Here is a 16,593-nt window from a genome sequence, read left to right on the forward strand (position 1 = left end):
GGCATAGAAACAAGCTGATGAGGAACCGTCTGATGGCCGGCAAAACGCTCTACGACAAGCTCTGGGATTCGCATTTGGTCAAGCAGCGCGACGATGGCTCGGCGCTGATCTACATCGATCGTCACATCATCCACGAAGTGACTTCGCCGCAAGCTTTCGAAGGCTTGCGTCTGGCCGGGCGCAAGCCTTGGCGCATCGATGCCAACATTGCGACCCCGGACCACAACGTACCGACCACTCCGGAGCGCAAGGGCGGCATCGAAGCCATTGCCGACCAGGTTTCGCGTTTGCAGGTGCAGACCCTCGACGACAACTGCGATGAATACGGCATCGTCGAATTCAAGATGAACGACGTCCGTCAGGGCATCGTTCACGTGATCAGCCCGGAGCAGGGCGCGACCTTGCCGGGCATGACCGTGGTCTGCGGTGACTCGCACACTTCGACCCACGGCGCATTCGGGGCATTGGCCCACGGTATCGGTACATCTGAGGTCGAGCACGTGCTCGCCACCCAGTGCCTGGTCGCAAAAAAAATGAAAAACATGCTGGTGCGCGTCGAAGGCCAATTGCCGTTCGGCGTGACCGCCAAGGACATTGTCCTTGCGGTGATCGGCAAGATCGGCACCGCCGGCGGTAACGGCCATGCCATCGAGTTTGCCGGCAGCGCGATCCGCGATCTGTCCGTCGAAGGCCGCATGACCATCTGCAACATGTCCATCGAAGCCGGCGCCCGCGTGGGCCTGGTGGCGGCAGATCAGAAGACCATCGACTACGTCAAAGGTCGTCCATTCGCGCCGAAGGGCGAGCAGTGGGACATGGCCGTCGAAGCCTGGAAAGATCTGGTCTCCGACGCCGATGCCAAATTCGACACCGTGGTCGAGCTCGACGCCGCGCAAATCAAGCCGCAAGTCAGCTGGGGCACTTCGCCTGAAATGGTCTTGGCCGTGGATCAGAATGTGCCGGACCCGGCCAAGGAAATGGATCTGGTCAAGCGTGACTCGATCGTTCGCGCCTTGAAATACATGGGTCTGACCGCCAATCAGGCGATCACCGACATTCAGCTTGATCGCGTATTCATCGGTTCCTGCACCAACTCGCGCATCGAAGACTTGCGCGCCGCTGCGGTCATCGCCAAGGGCCGCAAGGTCGCCTCGACCATCAAGCAGGCAATCGTCGTGCCGGGCTCGGGTCTGGTCAAAGCGCAGGCTGAAGCCGAAGGGCTGGACAAGATTTTCCTCGAGGCCGGTTTCGAATGGCGCGAGCCGGGTTGCTCGATGTGCCTGGCGATGAACCCGGACCGTTTGGAGTCCGGCGAGCATTGCGCCTCGACTTCCAACCGTAATTTCGAAGGCCGTCAGGGCGCCGGTGGCCGTACCCACTTGGTCAGCCCGGCCATGGCGGCGGCAGCAGCGGTGAACGGCCGTTTCATCGATGTTCGTGAATTGATCCAAGGAGCACAGTAAAGATGAAGGCATTTACTCAGCACACTGGTCTTGTCGCGCCTCTGGATCGTGCCAACGTCGACACCGATCAGATCATTCCCAAGCAGTTCTTGAAGTCGATCAAGCGCACCGGTTTCGGTCCGAACCTGTTCGACGAGTGGCGTTATCTGGATGTCGGCCAGCCGTACCAGGACAACTCCAAGCGCCCGTTGAACAAGGATTTCGTCCTCAACGCCGAGCGTTATCAGGGTGCCAGCGTATTGCTCGCCCGCGAGAACTTCGGCTGCGGCTCGAGCCGTGAACACGCGCCGTGGGCGCTGGAAGAGTACGGTTTCCGCAGCATCATCGCGCCGAGTTACGCCGACATCTTCTTCAACAACAGTTTCAAGAACGGCCTGCTGCCGATCATTCTCAGCGATGCAGAAGTTGATGAACTGTTTAAGCAGGTTGAAGCCGAGCCGGGTTATCAATTGCAGATCGACTTGCAAGCGCAGACCGTGACCCGCCCGGATGGCAAGGTGTACAGCTTCGAGATCGATGCGTTCCGCAAGCACTGCCTGCTCAACGGTCTGGACGATATCGGCCTGACCTTGCAGGACGGCGATGCGATCGCGACGTTCGAGGCCAAGCATCGAGTTAGCCAGCCGTGGTTGTTTCGCGACGCGTGATTCGAGATTGATGTAGTCAGGGCTGGCCCCTTCGCGAGCAGGCTCGCTCCCACCTTGGAATGCATTCCCCTGTGGGAGCGAGCCTGCTCGCGAAGACGGCAGCGCAAACAACATAGATACCAGGATGTGCCCATGACCAGTACCGCCCAACACACTCAGGTCGTACAAAAGCAATTCGGTGAACAGGCCGCCGCCTACCTGAGCAGCGCGGTTCACGCTCAAGGCACCGAATTCGCATTGCTACAGGCTGAGCTGGCCGGGCAGGGCGAGGCTCGTTTGCTGGACTTGGGTTGCGGCGCAGGCCATGTCAGTTTCCACGTCGCTCCATTGGTCAAGGAAGTGGTGGCTTACGACCTGTCGCAGCAAATGCTTGATGTGGTTGCCGGCGCTGCCGTTGATCGCGGCTTGAACAACATCATTACCGTCAACGGCGCTGCCGAGCGCTTGCCGTTCGTTGATGGCGAGTTCGATTTTGTGTTTAGCCGGTACTCGGCGCATCACTGGAGCGACCTCGGTCTCGCCTTGCGCGAAGTGCGCCGGGTGCTGAAGCCGGGCGGGGTGGCGGCTTTCGTTGACGTGTTGTCACCGGGCAGTGCGTTGTTCGACACTTACCTGCAAAGCGTCGAAGTGCTGCGCGACACCAGCCATGTCCGCGACTACTCCGCCGCCGAGTGGCTGCGCCAGGTCAGCGAGGCTGGTCTGCATGTGCGCAGTACCACCCGGCAGCGCCTGCGTCTGGAGTACAGCAGCTGGGTCGAGCGCATGCGCACACCTGACGTGATGCGCGCGGCGATCCGCCAGTTGCAGCAGTCGATGGGCAACGAAGTGCGTGAGTATTTTGAGATAGATGCCGACGGCTCGTTCAGTACCGATGTGATCGTACTGATGGCCGAGCGATAGGAATTTTTCCCGGCGCGCCGTTCACTGGCGCACCGCTTGAAGACACGAGGAAAGCATGAGCAAGCAGATTCTGATTCTCCCGGGTGACGGTATTGGTCCGGAAATCATGGCCGAAGCGGTCAAGGTGCTGGAATTGGCCAATGACAAGTACAGCCTGGGCTTCGAGCTGAGCCACGACGTGATCGGCGGCGCGGCCATCGACAAGCATGGCGTGCCGCTGGCCGACGAAACCCTTGATCGCGCCCGCGCTGCCGACGCCGTGCTGCTGGGCGCGGTCGGTGGCCCGAAATGGGACACCATCGAGCGTGACATCCGCCCTGAGCGCGGTCTGCTGAAAATCCGCGCGCAACTGGGCCTGTTCGGCAACCTGCGCCCGGCGATCCTCTATCCGCAACTGGCCGACGCGTCGAGCCTGAAACCGGAAATCGTTGCCGGTCTGGACATCCTCATTGTCCGTGAGCTGACCGGCGGCATTTACTTCGGCGCGCCGCGTGGCACCCGTACGCTGGACAACGGCGAGCGTCAGTCCTACGACACGCTGCCGTACAGCGAAAGCGAAATCCGCCGCATCGCCCGTGTCGGTTTCGACATGGCCATGGTTCGTGGCAAGAAGCTCTGCTCGGTGGACAAGGCCAACGTCCTGGCATCCAGCCAGTTGTGGCGCGAAGTGGTCGAGCAAGTGGCCAAGGATTACCCGGAAGTCGAACTGAGCCACATGTACGTCGACAACGCCGCCATGCAGTTGGTGCGCGCACCCAAGCAGTTCGACGTGATCGTCACCGACAACATGTTCGGCGACATCCTCTCCGACGAAGCGTCGATGCTCACCGGCTCGATCGGCATGCTGCCGTCGGCCTCGCTGGATTCCAACAACAAGGGCATGTACGAGCCTTGCCACGGTTCGGCCCCGGACATTGCCGGTAAAGGCATTGCCAACCCGCTGGCGACGATCCTGTCGGTATCGATGATGCTGCGTTACAGCTTCAATCTGCACGACGCTGCCGATGCCATCGAAAAAGCTGTCAGCGTCGTGCTCGATCAGGGCTTGCGCACCGGCGACATCCACTCGGCCGGTTGTACCAAAGTCGGTACGCAGGAAATGGGCGACGCAGTAGTCGCCGCGCTGCGGAATCTGTAATCTCTCGGGCCCGCTGCGAAATTCAATACAAAGCAGCGGCCCACTTTTCAAGAAGGTGTAGTTGCGATGAAACGTGTAGGTCTGATCGGTTGGCGCGGGATGGTCGGTTCCGTGCTCATGCAGCGGATGCTGGAAGAGCAGGATTTCGATCTTATCGAGCCGGTGTTTTTCACCACGTCCAATGTCGGTGGCCAAGGCCCGTCCGTGGGCAAGGACATTGCTCCTCTCAAGGACGCTTACAGCATTGACGAGCTGAAGACCCTCGACGTGATCCTGACCTGCCAAGGCGGCGACTACACCAGCGAAGTATTCCCGAAGCTGCGTGAAGCCGGCTGGCAGGGTTACTGGATCGACGCGGCGTCGAGCCTGCGCATGAACGATGACGCGGTGATCATTCTCGACCCGGTCAACCGCAAGGTCATCGACCAGCAGCTGGACGCGGGTACCAAGAACTACATCGGCGGCAACTGCACCGTCAGCCTGATGCTGATGGGCCTGGGCGGTCTGTTCGAGGCCGGTCTGGTCGAGTGGATGAGCGCCATGACCTATCAGGCGGCCTCCGGTGCCGGCGCGCAGAACATGCGTGAACTGATCAAGCAGATGGGCGCGACCCACGCCGCTGTCGCCGATCAACTGGCCGATCCGGCCAGCGCGATCCTCGACATCGACCGTCGCGTGGCCGAAGCCATGCGCAGCGACGCGTACCCGACCGAAAACTTCGGCGTACCGCTGGCCGGCAGCCTGATCCCATGGATCGACAAGGAACTGCCGAACGGCCAGAGCCGCGAAGAGTGGAAGGCCCAGGCTGAGACCAACAAGATTCTCGGTCGCTTCAAGAGCCCGATCCCGGTCGACGGCATCTGCGTGCGCATCGGCGCCATGCGCTGCCACAGCCAGGCGCTGACCATCAAGCTGAACAAGGACGTACCGATCGCTGATATCGAAGGGCTGATCAGCCAGCACAACCCTTGGGTCAAGCTGGTACCGAACAACCGCGAGATCAGCATGCAGGAGCTGAGCCCGACCAAGGTCACCGGCACCCTGAATGTACCGGTCGGTCGTCTGCGCAAGCTGAACATGGGTTCGCAATTCGTCGGCGCCTTCACCGTCGGCGACCAGCTGCTGTGGGGCGCGGCCGAACCGCTGCGCCGCATGCTGCGGATCCTGCTGGAGCGTTGATCGCTTGAAGCATTGAAGAAGCCCGTGCCTTGTGAGAGGTGCGGGTTTTTTTATGCCAAGGATTTCTCCGGTGTCTGTACTGCCTTTTTCGCGAGCAGGCTCGCTCCCACATTGAAATGCGGTCCCTGTGGGAGCGAGCCTGCTCGCGAAAGGGCCGGTCCAGCCGCCGCAAATCCTGCAGAAATTGCCTGTGCGCCACCCACCCGGTAAAGTGCCGCTCCCCCCGTTTTGCCAGAGGTAGCTCCATGACCCAGACTTTCGATATCGCCGTTATCGGCGCCACCGGTACTGTCGGCGAAACCCTCGTACAGATTCTCGAAGAACGCGACTTCCCGGTCGGCAACCTGCACCTGCTGGCCAGCAGTGAATCGGCCGGCAGCTCGGTGCTTTTCCGCAACAAAAACGTACGCGTGCGCGAGGTCGACGAGTTCGATTTCAGCAAGGTCAGACTGGTGTTCTTCGCCGCCGGCGCTGCTGTGTCGCTGAGCTACGCCGCTCGCGCCCATGCTGCCGGTTGCTCGTTGATCGACTTGTCCGGCGCCTTGCCCACCGATCAGGCGCCACAAGTGGTGCCCGAGGCCAATGCCGATATTCTCGCCAGTCTGAAAAGCCCATTCCAGGTCAGCAGCCCAAGCCCGTCTGCGACGACGCTTGCGGTGGTGCTGGCGCCGTTGCTCGATCTGCTCGATCTGCAATACGTCAACGTCACCGCCAATCTGGCCGTTTCGGCACAAGGCCGCGAGGCAGTCACCGAGCTCGCGCGGCAGACCGCCGAGCTGCTGAACATGCGCCCGCTGGAGCCGACGTTCTTTGATCGGCAGATGGCGTTCAACCTGCTGGCACAAGTCGGTACGCCTGATGCGCAGGGCCACACGCTGCTGGAAAAACGATTGGTTCGAGAGCTGCGCCAGGTCCTGGCGAAACCTTTATTGAAGATTTCTGCCACTTGCGTTCAAGCCCCGGTGTTTTTTGGCGATAGCTTTAGCGTGACCTTGCAGTCAGGCAGCGCTGTTGACCTGGAAAAGGTCAACGCCGCGCTCGAGGCTGCACCGGGCATCGAGCTGGTCGAGGCCGGCGATTATCCGACCGCGGTCGGCGATGCGGTGGGGCAGGACGTGGTCTACGTAGGCCGCGTGCGGACGGGCGTCGACGACCCGGCGGAACTAAATCTTTGGCTGACGTCAGATAACGTACGCAAAGGCGCGGCTCTCAACGCCGTGCAACTGGCTGAGTTGTTGATAAAAGACCTGCTGTAAAAGATACTTGGCAACAATTTGTCGACTGATTCTAGGTGAGCGCTATGCTTGCCCGAAGCGCGTCGATGACGAGTCACCCTCCGGGACTTTCCGGGGCAGCACCGAAATGATCGCGCGCGGCGACCCCCGTCGTCGCGCGCAATGCCTTACGGCAGCGGTATTCAAAAGCTTCTCGCTGGCCGAGGAACGTTCAAACAAAGGATGAGGCTATGGTTCAAGTTCGCAAACTGGTGTTAGCAATAGCGGCCGCCTCGGCGCTGTCCTCCGGTATGGCGCATGCCCTCGGGCTCGGGGAGCTGACCCTGAAGTCGACCCTGAACCAGCCGTTGGTGGCTGAAATCGAGCTGCTCGACGTCAAGGATCTCACCGCTGCCGAAGTGGTGCCGAGCCTGGCTTCCCCTGAAGATTTCGCCAAGGCTGGCGTCGACCGTCAGGCTTTTCTCAATGACCTGACGTTCACCCCGGTACTCAACGCCAACGGCAAAAGCGTGTTGCGCGTGACCTCGAGCCAACCGCTGTCGGAACCGATGGTGAAGTTCCTTGTGCAGGTGATGTGGCCCAATGGCCGCTTGTTGCGTGATTACAGCGTGCTGCTCGATCCGTCGAAGTTCTCGCCGCAGACCGCAGACGCCGCCGCGCAACCGGCGCCGTCGCAGACCATCACTGCGCCCACCACTGGCGCCACCCATCGCAATCAATACACCACCACGCCGCGCGATACCCTGTGGGAAATCGCCGCGAAGGCGCGCAACGGCGGCTCGGTGCAGCAGACCATGCTGGCGATTCAGGCGCTCAATCCGAATGCCTTTATCGACGGCAACATCAACCGTCTGAAAACCGGCCAGGTGCTGCGTCTGCCGGACCCGGTACAAAGCACAGCGCTGCCGCAGTCGGCTGCCATCGCTGAAGTGGCGGCGCAGAACGAAGCCTGGCGTCAGGGCCGTCGTTACGTAGGCAAGCCTGGCACTGGTCAGCAGCAGCTGGATGCGACCAATCGTGGCCGTGGCAATACCGGTGCAGCGGCCAACACCCAGGACAATCTGAGCCTGGTCTCGGCGGAAAGCGCCAAGCCCGGTGCGAAAGGACCGGCCGGCGACGCCAAGGCGCTGAGCAACAAACTGGCAATCACTCAGGAAAACCTCGACACGACCCGTCGTGACAACGAGGAACTGAAAAGCCGCATGGCTGATCTGCAGAGCCAGCTGGACAAGCTGCAAAAGCTGATCGAGCTGAAGAACAATCAACTGGCGAAGATGCAGGCCGACGGCGCCGGCGCTGCGCCTGGCGCCACTGCTGCTGTGCCGCCGGTGCCGGCGATCACTGCCGAACTGGCCGCAACACCGCCAGCCACCCCGGCCGACGCCGCAGCGGCTTCACCGACTCCAGAGTCGGCCATCGCGCCGCCAGCGGAAACCCCGGTTGAGCCGGTCGTCGAGCCGGTGGTCGAAACCACGCCTGCTGCCGCCGATGACGACAAAGCCTTCGATGAACTGCTGACCAATCCGATCCTGCTCGGCCTGATCGGCGGCGGTGCGGTGGTTCTGCTGCTTCTGCTGTTGCTGCTGGCACGTCGTCGCAAAGCCCAGCAGGAAGCCGAAAAGCACCTGCGCATGGCCCGCGCTCTGGCTGAAGAGCAAGAGTTCTCCGCTGAGCAGGATCTGCCGGAAAGCAGCTTCTCCGGCCTGGAAACCCCGGCAGCCAGCGTCAAGCTCAACACGCCAGCTCCGGCACCTGCGCCAGCCCCTGCACCGGTCGTCACTCCGGTGGTGATGGCTGCGCCGATTGCCGCACCACTGGTGGCCCCGGCCGGCGAACGCTCTGATGATGTGCTCGACAAAGCGCAATCGCACATCAATGCCGGCCGCCTTAATCAGGCCGCCGCGCTGCTGGAAGAGGGCGTCAGCCTTGAGCCGGAACGCAGCGATCTGCGCCTGAAGCTGATGGAAGTCTACGGTCAGCAGGGCGACCGCGATGCGTTCGTTGCGCAAGAGCGTCAACTGGTGGCCAATGGCGATAACTTCGCCAAGGTCGAAGCGCTGAAAAGCCGCTTCCCAGCCATGGCTGTGGTCGCTGCCGGTGGGCTGGCAGCTGCCGCCGTCGCTGCCGAACTGGACGCGCAGTACGTCAAGGAACTGCTGCAAGACGAGCCGCAAGCGCCAGAGGCTGCCGCTGACGACCTCGACACCGCGTTCGATTTGAGCCTGGACGACCTCGACAACATCACCCCGGTCGATCCTGCGCCAGCGGTCGAGCCAGAAGCGCCTGTCGAGCTAGACGCGTTTCCGGCCGAAGACGATCTGAGCTTCGCTTCGGTGCTGCAAGAGCAGACCGAGATGAAAGACAATCTCGACGATCTGTCGGACTTCGATCTGCACATGGATCTGGGCGCCGAACCATCGCCGGCCACGTTGGCTGAAGATGACTTCCTGCTGGATCTTGACGACGGCGTGAAGGACTTGCCGCCGGTCGAGACGCCGGTAGTTGCTGACGTGCCGCAGGACGATCTGGAACTCCCAGCCGATTTCGACCTGTCGCTGGCCGACGAAATGGACACCAACCCAGCCGCCGAGCCGGATGCTTTCGCGGCCGAGCTCGACGACGTCAATGCCGAGCTGGATCGCCTGTCGCAAAGCATGGCCGAACCGAGCTTCACCGAAGCGGACGCAGCGTTGGGTGATGACCTGGGTGAAGATGATTTCGACTTCCTCGCCGGCACCGACGAAGCAGCGACCAAACTCGATCTGGCCCAGGCTTACATCGACATGGGCGACGCTGACGGTGCGCGTGACATCCTCAACGAAGTGTTGACCGAGGGTGACGAGAAGCAGCGGGGCGAGGCCAAGGAAATGCTTTCCAACCTGGCGTAAGTTCAGCGGTAAACAACAAGCGGCAGCCCGGTGGGGCTGCCGTTTTTGTTTGTGCCGGATGAAGGGTTGTGAGTGCCGTCGTCATCGCTGGCAAGCCAGCTCCCACAGGTTGGGTGCACGCCGCAAATCAATGTGGGAGCTGGCTTGCCAGCGATGGCGGCAGATCATGCGATAGAGAACTCTGGCATCCCCAGCCCACCGCCTTATAATGCCCGCCTTTGCAAATCAGCAGGCTGTCCCACCTTGGCAAACATAGATAACCCGGTCGCCGAAATGGCGCCCGACGGCTTTTACCGCGTCGCGCTGGGCGTTGAGTACAAAGGCTCGCGCTACAGCGGCTGGCAACGGCAGCTGACCGGAGTGGCGACGGTGCAGGAAGAGCTTGAAAAAGCCCTGTCGAAAGTCGCCAATTCGCCGGTTTCCCTGCAATGCGCCGGGCGTACCGATGCCGGCGTGCATGCCTGCGGCCAAGTGGTGCACTTTGACACCCAGGTTGATCGCTCGCTGAAAGCCTGGGTCATGGGCGCCAACATCAATCTGCCCCACGACATCAGCGTCAGTTGGGCCAGGGTCATGCCGGCGCATTTTCATGCGCGCTTCAAAGCCATTGCCCGGCGTTATCGCTATGTGATCTACAACGATCAGATCCGCCCGGCGCACCTCAATGAAGAAATCACCTGGAATCACCGTCCGCTCGACGCCGAGCGCATGGCCGAGGCCGCGCAGTACCTGATTGGTACTCACGACTTCAGTGCGTTCCGGGCCGGTCAGTGCCAGGCAAAGTCGCCGATCAAGAAGATGCATCACCTGCGCGTGACCCGTCACGGCAAGATGATCGTGCTCGACATTCGGGCCAATGCCTTCCTGCATCACATGGTGCGCAATATCGCTGGTGTGCTGATGACCATCGGTGCCGGTGAGCGTCCGGTGGAGTGGATGAAGGAAGTGCTGGAAAGTCGCGAGCGTCGCTCCGGCGGGGTCACGGCGCATCCCTACGGGTTGTATCTGGTGCAGGTCGAGTACCACGACGAATTTCCGTTGCCCGAGCGCTTTATCGGGCCACATTTCCTTACGGGTTTCTCCGAACTTGACGGCTGACGCCCTCGAACGCTTTTGTTACCATCCGGGACGTTTTCGGATTTTGCCTTGAGGTTTTCCTGACATGTCAGCCGTTCGCAGCAAGATCTGCGGCATTACCCGCATCGAAGATGCGCTGGCCGCCGTCGAAGCCGGTGCTGACGCGATCGGCCTGGTGTTTTACGCCAAGAGTCCGCGAGCGGTGAACGTGCAGCAGGCGCGGGCGATCATCAAGGCGCTGCCGCCGTTCGTTACCACCGTGGGGCTGTTCGTCAATGCCAGCCGTTGCGAGCTCGGAGAAATCCTCGATGCGGTGCCGCTGGATCTGCTGCAGTTCCATGGCGACGAAAGTGCGGAGGAGTGTGAAGGCTGGCATCGTCCGTACATCAAAGCGCTGCGGGTCAAGGCCGGCGATGATATTGCCGCTGCTTGCGATGCCTTTCCCGGCGCCAGTGGCGTACTGCTCGACACCTATGTCGAAGGGGTGCCTGGCGGAACCGGCGAGGCGTTTGACTGGTCACTGATTCCGCAACACTTGAGCAAGCCGCTGATTCTGGCCGGCGGCCTGACGCCGGAGAACGTTGCCGACGCGGTAGCGCGGGTCAAGCCCTACGCGGTGGATGTCAGCGGCGGGGTAGAAGCGAGCAAAGGCATCAAGGATCACCACAAGATTCGCGCATTCATCAACGCGGTGCGCGGCAATACATCGTCGATGTGACGGCTGGCAGTCTGCCGCCGTCCATCAATGCACTTGCACAAAGCAGGCGCGGCTGAGGGTTGCTGAATCGTCGCAGGTCATGTTCCGCGCTGACCGCCACTGTTCGGCAACCATCGCCACACACATGAATTTAGCTCAAGGGCATACGCGGGGCTGCGAACCAGAGCGTTCGGGCCGCCGGTACTGGAGAAAGAAAGCATGAGCAACTGGTTAGTAGACAAACTGATCCCTTCGATCATGCGCTCGGAGGTCAAGAAGAGCTCGGTGCCTGAAGGTCTGTGGCACAAATGCCCGTCCTGCGAGGCGGTGTTGTACCGTCCGGAGCTGGAAAAGACCCTGGACGTTTGCCCCAAGTGCAACCATCACATGCGCATCGGCGCACGTGCCCGCATCGACATTTTCCTCGACCCGGAAGGCCGCAACGAACTGGGTGCTGACCTGGAACCGGTTGATCGTCTGAAATTCCGTGACGGCAAGAAGTACAAGGATCGCCTGGTTGCCGCGCAGAAGCAGACCGGCGAAAAAGACGCGCTGATCTCGGTCAGCGGTACTTTGCTGGGCATGCCGGTAGTGGTTTCGGCATTCGAATTCAACTTCATGGGCGGTTCAATGGGCGCCATCGTCGGTGAGCGCTTCGTTCGCGCTGCCAACTACGCACTGGAAAACCGCTGCCCGATGATCTGCTTCGCCGCCTCCGGTGGTGCACGCATGCAGGAAGCGCTGATCTCGCTGATGCAGATGGCCAAGACTTCGGCCGTGCTGGCGCGTCTGCGTGAAGAAGGCATTCCGTTCATCTCCGTACTGACCGACCCGGTCTACGGCGGCGTTTCCGCCAGTCTGGCGATGCTTGGCGACGTCATCGTCGGCGAGCCGAAAGCCCTGATCGGCTTCGCCGGTCCGCGGGTGATCGAGCAGACCGTGCGCGAGAAACTGCCGGAAGGCTTCCAGCGCAGCGAGTTCCTGCTGGAGCACGGCGCGATCGACATGATCATTCACCGTCAGGAATTGCGTCCGCGTCTGGGTAACCTGCTGGCACAGATGACCGGCAAGCCGACGCCGAAGTTCGTCGCCGCGCCGATCGAACCGATCGTGGTGCCGCCGGTGCCTGCCAACGTATGACCCAGCGCACCCTTGGTGAATGGCTCGCCTACCTTGAGCAGTTGCATCCGTCGGCCATCGACATGGGCCTGGAGCGTTCGCAACAGGTAGCGTCCCGCATGGGGCTGGGCCAGCCGGCGCCTCGGGTGATCACGGTCACCGGCACCAACGGCAAGGGCTCGACCTGCGCGTTCGTGGCTTCATTGCTGCGTGCGCAGGGCCTGAGCGTTGGTGTCTACAATTCTCCGCACCTGCTGCGTTACAACGAGCGGGTGCAGCTCGACGGCGTCGAAGCCACTGACGCGCAGCTCTGCGAAGCCTTTGCTGCGGTCGAGGCGGGCCGCGGCGAGACTTCCCTGACTTACTTCGAAATGGGCACTCTGGCAGCGTTCTGGCTGTTCCAGCAGGCGGCGCTTGACGCTGTGGTGCTTGAAGTCGGGTTGGGCGGGCGTCTGGATACCGTCAATGTAGTCGATGCCGATATTGCGCTGGTCACCAGCATTGGCGTCGATCACGCCGATTATCTGGGCGATACCCGCGAATCCGTGGCCTTCGAGAAGGCCGGAATTTTCCGCCAGGGCAAGCCTGCTCTGTGTGGCGACCTGAATCCTCCGCAACCACTGCTCGACAAAGCGCACGAACTGGCCTGCCCGTTCTTCCTGCGTGGACGCGATTTCGATCTCGGCATCACTGACCAGCACTGGCAATGGCGCGGCACCGATGCCCTGGGCCAAGTGGTCGAGTTGCGCGACTTGCCGCTCCTCGATCTGCCGATGGAAAACGCCGCGCTGGCGCTGCAAGCCTATCTGCTGACAGGTTTGCCGTGGAATGCCGAACAGATTGTCGCGGCGTTGCAGGCGACGCGCGTGGTCGGACGCCTCGATCGTCGTTCGTTCGAATGGAACGGCAAGCGCCTGAACATGTTGCTGGATGTTGGTCACAATCCTCATGCCGCTGAATATCTCGCTCGGCGTCTGGCTGCGCGGCCGCCGGTTGGCAAGCGCCTGGCGGTATTCGGCCTGCTGGCGGACAAGGATCTGAATGGTGTTGTTGGCGAATTGAATGCTAGTGTCGCGCATTGGGCTGTCGCGCCGCTGGATTCGCCGCGCGCGCGTCCGGTGGCTGAACTTGAGGCGGCGCTGCAGAATCTTGGTGCTTCAGTAACGTCCTATGCCAGCGTTGCGGCCGCTCTGGAAGGGCAGTGCGCTATAGCAACCAGCGACGACGAGATTCTCTTGTTCGGATCATTTTATTGTGTCGCCGAGGCCCTTGAATGGCTGGCCCGGCGCTCCACGGAGGAAGCGGCAAATGGCTTTGCTGGATAAAGCGTACAAGCAGCGCATGGTTGGCGCGCTGGTGCTGGTGGCGCTGGCGGTGATCTTCCTGCCGATGCTGTTTTCCCGTCAGGACGAGCAGCGTCAGGTGACCGTCGAGGCCCCGGCTGCGCCTCAGCCTTCGTCCATGCCGCAAGTGCAAATGGACCCGGTCGCCGTGCCCGAGCCGCAAGCCTTGCCGCAAGAGCCTGTGCCGACTGACGAAGAAGTCGCTGAAGAAGCGGTGCCTGCGGCCCCGGCTGCCCCGGCTGCACCGGCTGCGCCAGCACCGACCATCCCTGCGCAGATAGCCCGTCCGGCAACGCCGCCACCGGTGGCCAAGCCGATTCCGGCGCCGGCTCAGCCGATCACATCCGCAACCAGCAAGCCTGACACCACGCAGAGCCGCGTCGATGCCAACGGTCTGTCGGTGAGCTGGTCGGTGCAACTGGCCAGTCTGTCGAGCCGCGCCAGCGCCGAGAGCCTGCAGAAGAACCTGCGCAGCCAGGGTTATAACGCCTACATTCGTTCTGCCGATGGCAAGAATCGGGTGTTCGTCGGTCCGCTGATCGAGCGTGCCGAAGCCGATCGTCTGCGCGATCTGCTGAGTCGTCAGCAGAACCTCAAGGGCTTCGTTGTCCGTTTTCAGCCTGAACGTGGCTGAAATCTATCACCTCGATTGAAAAGCACTGACAATCGCAGCTTACCGACAGCCATGCGCTCTGCTAAAATGCGCCGCCTTATCCGTCTGTAGGCTGCACTGTGCCATTTACCTGGGTTGACTGGGCGATCGTTGCAATCATCGCCATCTCCGCTTTGATCAGTCTGAGCCGCGGCTTCGTAAAGGAAGCTTTATCGCTGCTGACCTGGATCATCGCAGGAGCGGTTGCCTGGATGTTTGGTGGCTCACTGTCCGAGTACCTCGCCGGATACATCGAAACCCCATCGGCTCGCGTGATCGCGGGCTGTGCCATCATGTTTGTCGCCACACTGATCGTGGGCGCAATGATCAATTATCTTATCGGCGAGTTGGTTCGCGTCACCGGGTTGTCCGGGACCGATCGATTCCTCGGCATGGCCTTCGGCGCAGCGCGTGGCGTGTTGCTGGTGGTCGTGGCGGTCGGGCTGTTGAGCCTGGGGCCGGTACAGCAGGACGGGTGGTGGAAAGAATCACAGCTCGTGCCCAAGTTTCTATTGGTCGCCGACTGGTCCAAAAACCTGATACTGGGGTGGAGCAGTCAGTGGCTTGCCAGCGGAATCAGCGTACCCGCTGAGATTCCGTTCAAGGAGCAGCTCTTGCCGACGGCGAAAACGCCTCAGTGAGTGTTGCTCAGTTCAGATCCATTAAGTAGGGGTTGCGTCGCATGTGTGGCATCGTCGGTATCGTCGGTAAGTCGAACGTCAATCAGGCGCTGTATGACGCGCTAACCGTGCTCCAGCACCGCGGCCAGGACGCTGCCGGTATCGTGACCAGCCATGATGGCCGGTTGTTCCTGCGCAAGGATAATGGCCTGGTGCGTGACGTGTTCCAGCAGCGTCACATGCAGCGTCTGGTCGGCCACATGGGTATCGGCCACGTCCGTTACCCGACTGCCGGCAGCTCGACGTCGGCCGAAGCCCAGCCGTTCTACGTCAACTCGCCGTACGGCATCACACTGGCGCATAACGGTAACCTGACCAACGTTGAACAGTTGGCCAAAGAGATTTACGAATCCGATCTGCGTCACGTCAACACCAGTTCCGATTCGGAAGTGCTGCTCAACGTATTCGCCCACGAGCTGGCCCAGCGCGGCAAGCTGCAGCCGACCGAAGAAGACGTGTTCGCCGCCGTGACCGACGTGCACAACCGTTGCGTTGGTGGTTACGCCGTTGTGGCGATGGTCACCGGTTACGGCATCGTCGGTTTCCGCGATCCGCACGGCATCCGCCCGATCGTGTTTGGCCAGCGACACACCGACGAAGGCGTCGAGTACATGATCGCCTCGGAAAGCGTTTCGCTGGACGTGCTCGGTTTTACCCTGATTCGCGACCTGGCCCCGGGTGAAGCGGTCTACATCACTGAAGACGGCAAGCTGCACACCCGTCAGTGCGCAACCAACCCGTCGCTGACCCCGTGCATTTTCGAACACGTCTACCTGGCGCGTCCGGACTCGATCATCGACGGCGTGTCGGTTTACAAGGCGCGTCTGCGCATGGGCGAGAAGCTTGCCGAGAAGATCCTGCGCGAGCGCCCTGAGCACGATATCGACGTGGTCATCCCGATTCCGGACACCAGCCGTACCGCAGCGCTGGAGCTGGCCAATCACCTGGGCGTGAAATTCCGCGAAGGTTTCGTCAAGAACCGTTACATCGGTCGCACCTTCATCATGCCGGGCCAGGCTGCGCGCAAGAAGTCGGTACGCCAGAAGCTCAATGCCATCGAGCTGGAATTCCGTGGCAAGAACGTCATGCTGGTCGATGACTCGATCGTGCGCGGCACCACCTGCAAGCAGATCATCCAGATGGCCCGCGAAGCTGGCGCGAAAAACGTCTACTTCTGCTCGGCGGCACCTGCGGTGCGCTTCCCGAACGTGTACGGTATCGACATGCCGAGCGCCCACGAACTGATCGCGCACAACCGTTCGACTCAGGACGTGGCCGACCTGATCGGTGCAGACTGGCTGATCTATCAGGATCTGCCTGACTTGATCGAAGCGGTCGGCGGCGGCAAGATCAAGATCGAGCACTTCGATTGCGCAGTGTTTGACGGCAAGTACGTGACCGGTGACGTCGACGAGGCTTACCTGAACAAGATCGAGCAGGCGCGCAACGATGCCTCGAAGGTCAAGACCCAGGCAGTCAGTGCGATCATCGATCTGTACAACAACTGAGTTTCCACCGGCCCTGAGGGGCCGGTTTTGTATCTGATATTTATTGTTCGAGAACAGCAAGGAGAGA

14 protein-coding genes are annotated in these 16,593 nt (G+C 61.3%); all 14 read left to right on the forward strand.

The window, feature by feature from the left end; all coding sequences use genetic code 11:
- Nucleotides 1-32: 32 nt before the first annotated feature.
- The 14 genes from leuC to purF all read left to right on the forward strand — a co-directional run bounded on the left by leuC (nucleotide 33) and on the right by purF (nucleotide 16,526).
- Complete coding sequence (gene leuC, locus AB4O45_RS22685; protein WP_041478531.1) at nucleotides 33-1,463, forward strand: 3-isopropylmalate dehydratase large subunit; 1,431 nt, start codon at nucleotides 33-35, stop codon at nucleotides 1,461-1,463.
- A 2-nt stretch (nucleotides 1,464-1,465) separates the two neighbouring features.
- Complete coding sequence (gene leuD / locus AB4O45_RS22690) at nucleotides 1,466-2,110, forward strand: 3-isopropylmalate dehydratase small subunit (RefSeq protein ID WP_024012386.1); 645 nt, start codon at nucleotides 1,466-1,468, stop codon at nucleotides 2,108-2,110.
- Between the two features lie 132 nt (nucleotides 2,111-2,242).
- Nucleotides 2,243-3,010 carry a class I SAM-dependent methyltransferase gene (locus tag AB4O45_RS22695; protein WP_056784380.1) on the forward strand — a complete coding sequence of 256 codons (768 nt, stop codon included), beginning with the start codon at nucleotides 2,243-2,245 and terminating at the stop codon, nucleotides 3,008-3,010.
- Nucleotides 3,011-3,065: 55 nt separating this feature from the next.
- Nucleotides 3,066-4,148 (forward strand): 3-isopropylmalate dehydrogenase, encoded by a 1,083-nt coding sequence (leuB, locus tag AB4O45_RS22700; RefSeq protein WP_016773933.1) that lies wholly within the window; start codon nucleotides 3,066-3,068, stop codon nucleotides 4,146-4,148.
- 66 nt (nucleotides 4,149-4,214) lie between these two features.
- Complete coding sequence (gene asd / locus AB4O45_RS22705; RefSeq protein WP_016773934.1) at nucleotides 4,215-5,327, forward strand: aspartate-semialdehyde dehydrogenase; 1,113 nt, start codon at nucleotides 4,215-4,217, stop codon at nucleotides 5,325-5,327.
- 245 nt (nucleotides 5,328-5,572) lie between these two features.
- Complete coding sequence (locus AB4O45_RS22710) at nucleotides 5,573-6,583, forward strand: aspartate-semialdehyde dehydrogenase (RefSeq protein WP_150635754.1); 1,011 nt, start codon at nucleotides 5,573-5,575, stop codon at nucleotides 6,581-6,583.
- Between the two features lie 209 nt (nucleotides 6,584-6,792).
- Nucleotides 6,793-9,450, forward strand: coding sequence for a FimV/HubP family polar landmark protein (locus AB4O45_RS22715; protein WP_460160578.1), 2,658 nt, complete (start codon nucleotides 6,793-6,795; stop codon nucleotides 9,448-9,450).
- A 273-nt stretch (nucleotides 9,451-9,723) separates the two neighbouring features.
- Nucleotides 9,724-10,548, forward strand: coding sequence for a tRNA pseudouridine(38-40) synthase TruA (gene truA / locus AB4O45_RS22720; RefSeq protein ID WP_016773937.1), 825 nt, complete (start codon nucleotides 9,724-9,726; stop codon nucleotides 10,546-10,548).
- Between the two features lie 64 nt (nucleotides 10,549-10,612).
- Nucleotides 10,613-11,245, forward strand: coding sequence for a phosphoribosylanthranilate isomerase (locus AB4O45_RS22725; RefSeq protein ID WP_056784388.1), 633 nt, complete (start codon nucleotides 10,613-10,615; stop codon nucleotides 11,243-11,245).
- Nucleotides 11,246-11,443: 198 nt separating this feature from the next.
- Nucleotides 11,444-12,364: an acetyl-CoA carboxylase, carboxyltransferase subunit beta gene (accD, locus tag AB4O45_RS22730; protein ID WP_016773939.1), complete on the forward strand. Its 921-nt coding sequence runs from the start codon at nucleotides 11,444-11,446 to the stop codon at nucleotides 12,362-12,364.
- The gene (folC, locus tag AB4O45_RS22735) at nucleotides 12,361-13,668 is read left to right on the forward strand and encodes a bifunctional tetrahydrofolate synthase/dihydrofolate synthase (RefSeq protein ID WP_460160579.1); all 1,308 of its coding nucleotides are present in this window, start codon (nucleotides 12,361-12,363) and stop codon (nucleotides 13,666-13,668) included. The genes accD and folC overlap by 4 nt, the downstream gene beginning before the upstream one ends.
- Nucleotides 13,652-14,320, forward strand: a complete 669-nt coding sequence (locus AB4O45_RS22740; RefSeq protein ID WP_460160580.1) for an SPOR domain-containing protein — start codon at nucleotides 13,652-13,654, stop codon at nucleotides 14,318-14,320. Before folC ends, AB4O45_RS22740 begins: the two co-directional genes overlap by 17 nt.
- A 98-nt stretch (nucleotides 14,321-14,418) precedes the next feature.
- Nucleotides 14,419-14,979, forward strand: coding sequence for a CvpA family protein (locus AB4O45_RS22745; protein WP_016773942.1), 561 nt, complete (start codon nucleotides 14,419-14,421; stop codon nucleotides 14,977-14,979).
- 41 nt (nucleotides 14,980-15,020) lie between these two features.
- Entirely contained in the window at nucleotides 15,021-16,526 is a 1,506-nt protein-coding gene (gene purF, locus AB4O45_RS22750) for an amidophosphoribosyltransferase (protein ID WP_016773943.1), read from the forward strand.
- Nucleotides 16,527-16,593 lie beyond the last annotated feature (67 nt).

The sequence above is a fragment of the Pseudomonas sp. S2_B10 genome, from assembly GCF_054668425.1.

Bases quoted from the DNA above. Each gene is read 5' to 3' on its own strand.
- leuC (WP_041478531.1), top strand. From the start codon at position 33: ATGGCCGGCAAAACGCTCTACGACAAGCTCTGGGATTCGCATTTGGTC.
- leuD (WP_024012386.1), top strand. From the start codon at position 1,466: ATGAAGGCATTTACTCAGCACACTGGTCTTGTCGCGCCTCTGGATCGT.
- AB4O45_RS22695 (WP_056784380.1), top strand. From the start codon at position 2,243: ATGACCAGTACCGCCCAACACACTCAGGTCGTACAAAAGCAATTCGGT.
- leuB (WP_016773933.1), top strand. From the start codon at position 3,066: ATGAGCAAGCAGATTCTGATTCTCCCGGGTGACGGTATTGGTCCGGAA.
- asd (WP_016773934.1), top strand. From the start codon at position 4,215: ATGAAACGTGTAGGTCTGATCGGTTGGCGCGGGATGGTCGGTTCCGTG.
- AB4O45_RS22710 (WP_150635754.1), top strand. From the start codon at position 5,573: ATGACCCAGACTTTCGATATCGCCGTTATCGGCGCCACCGGTACTGTC.
- AB4O45_RS22715 (WP_460160578.1), top strand. From the start codon at position 6,793: ATGGTTCAAGTTCGCAAACTGGTGTTAGCAATAGCGGCCGCCTCGGCG.
- truA (WP_016773937.1), top strand. From the start codon at position 9,724: ATGGCGCCCGACGGCTTTTACCGCGTCGCGCTGGGCGTTGAGTACAAA.
- AB4O45_RS22725 (WP_056784388.1), top strand. From the start codon at position 10,613: ATGTCAGCCGTTCGCAGCAAGATCTGCGGCATTACCCGCATCGAAGAT.
- accD (WP_016773939.1), top strand. From the start codon at position 11,444: ATGAGCAACTGGTTAGTAGACAAACTGATCCCTTCGATCATGCGCTCG.
- folC (WP_460160579.1), top strand. From the start codon at position 12,361: ATGACCCAGCGCACCCTTGGTGAATGGCTCGCCTACCTTGAGCAGTTG.
- AB4O45_RS22740 (WP_460160580.1), top strand. From the start codon at position 13,652: ATGGCTTTGCTGGATAAAGCGTACAAGCAGCGCATGGTTGGCGCGCTG.
- purF (WP_016773943.1), top strand. From the start codon at position 15,021: ATGTGTGGCATCGTCGGTATCGTCGGTAAGTCGAACGTCAATCAGGCG.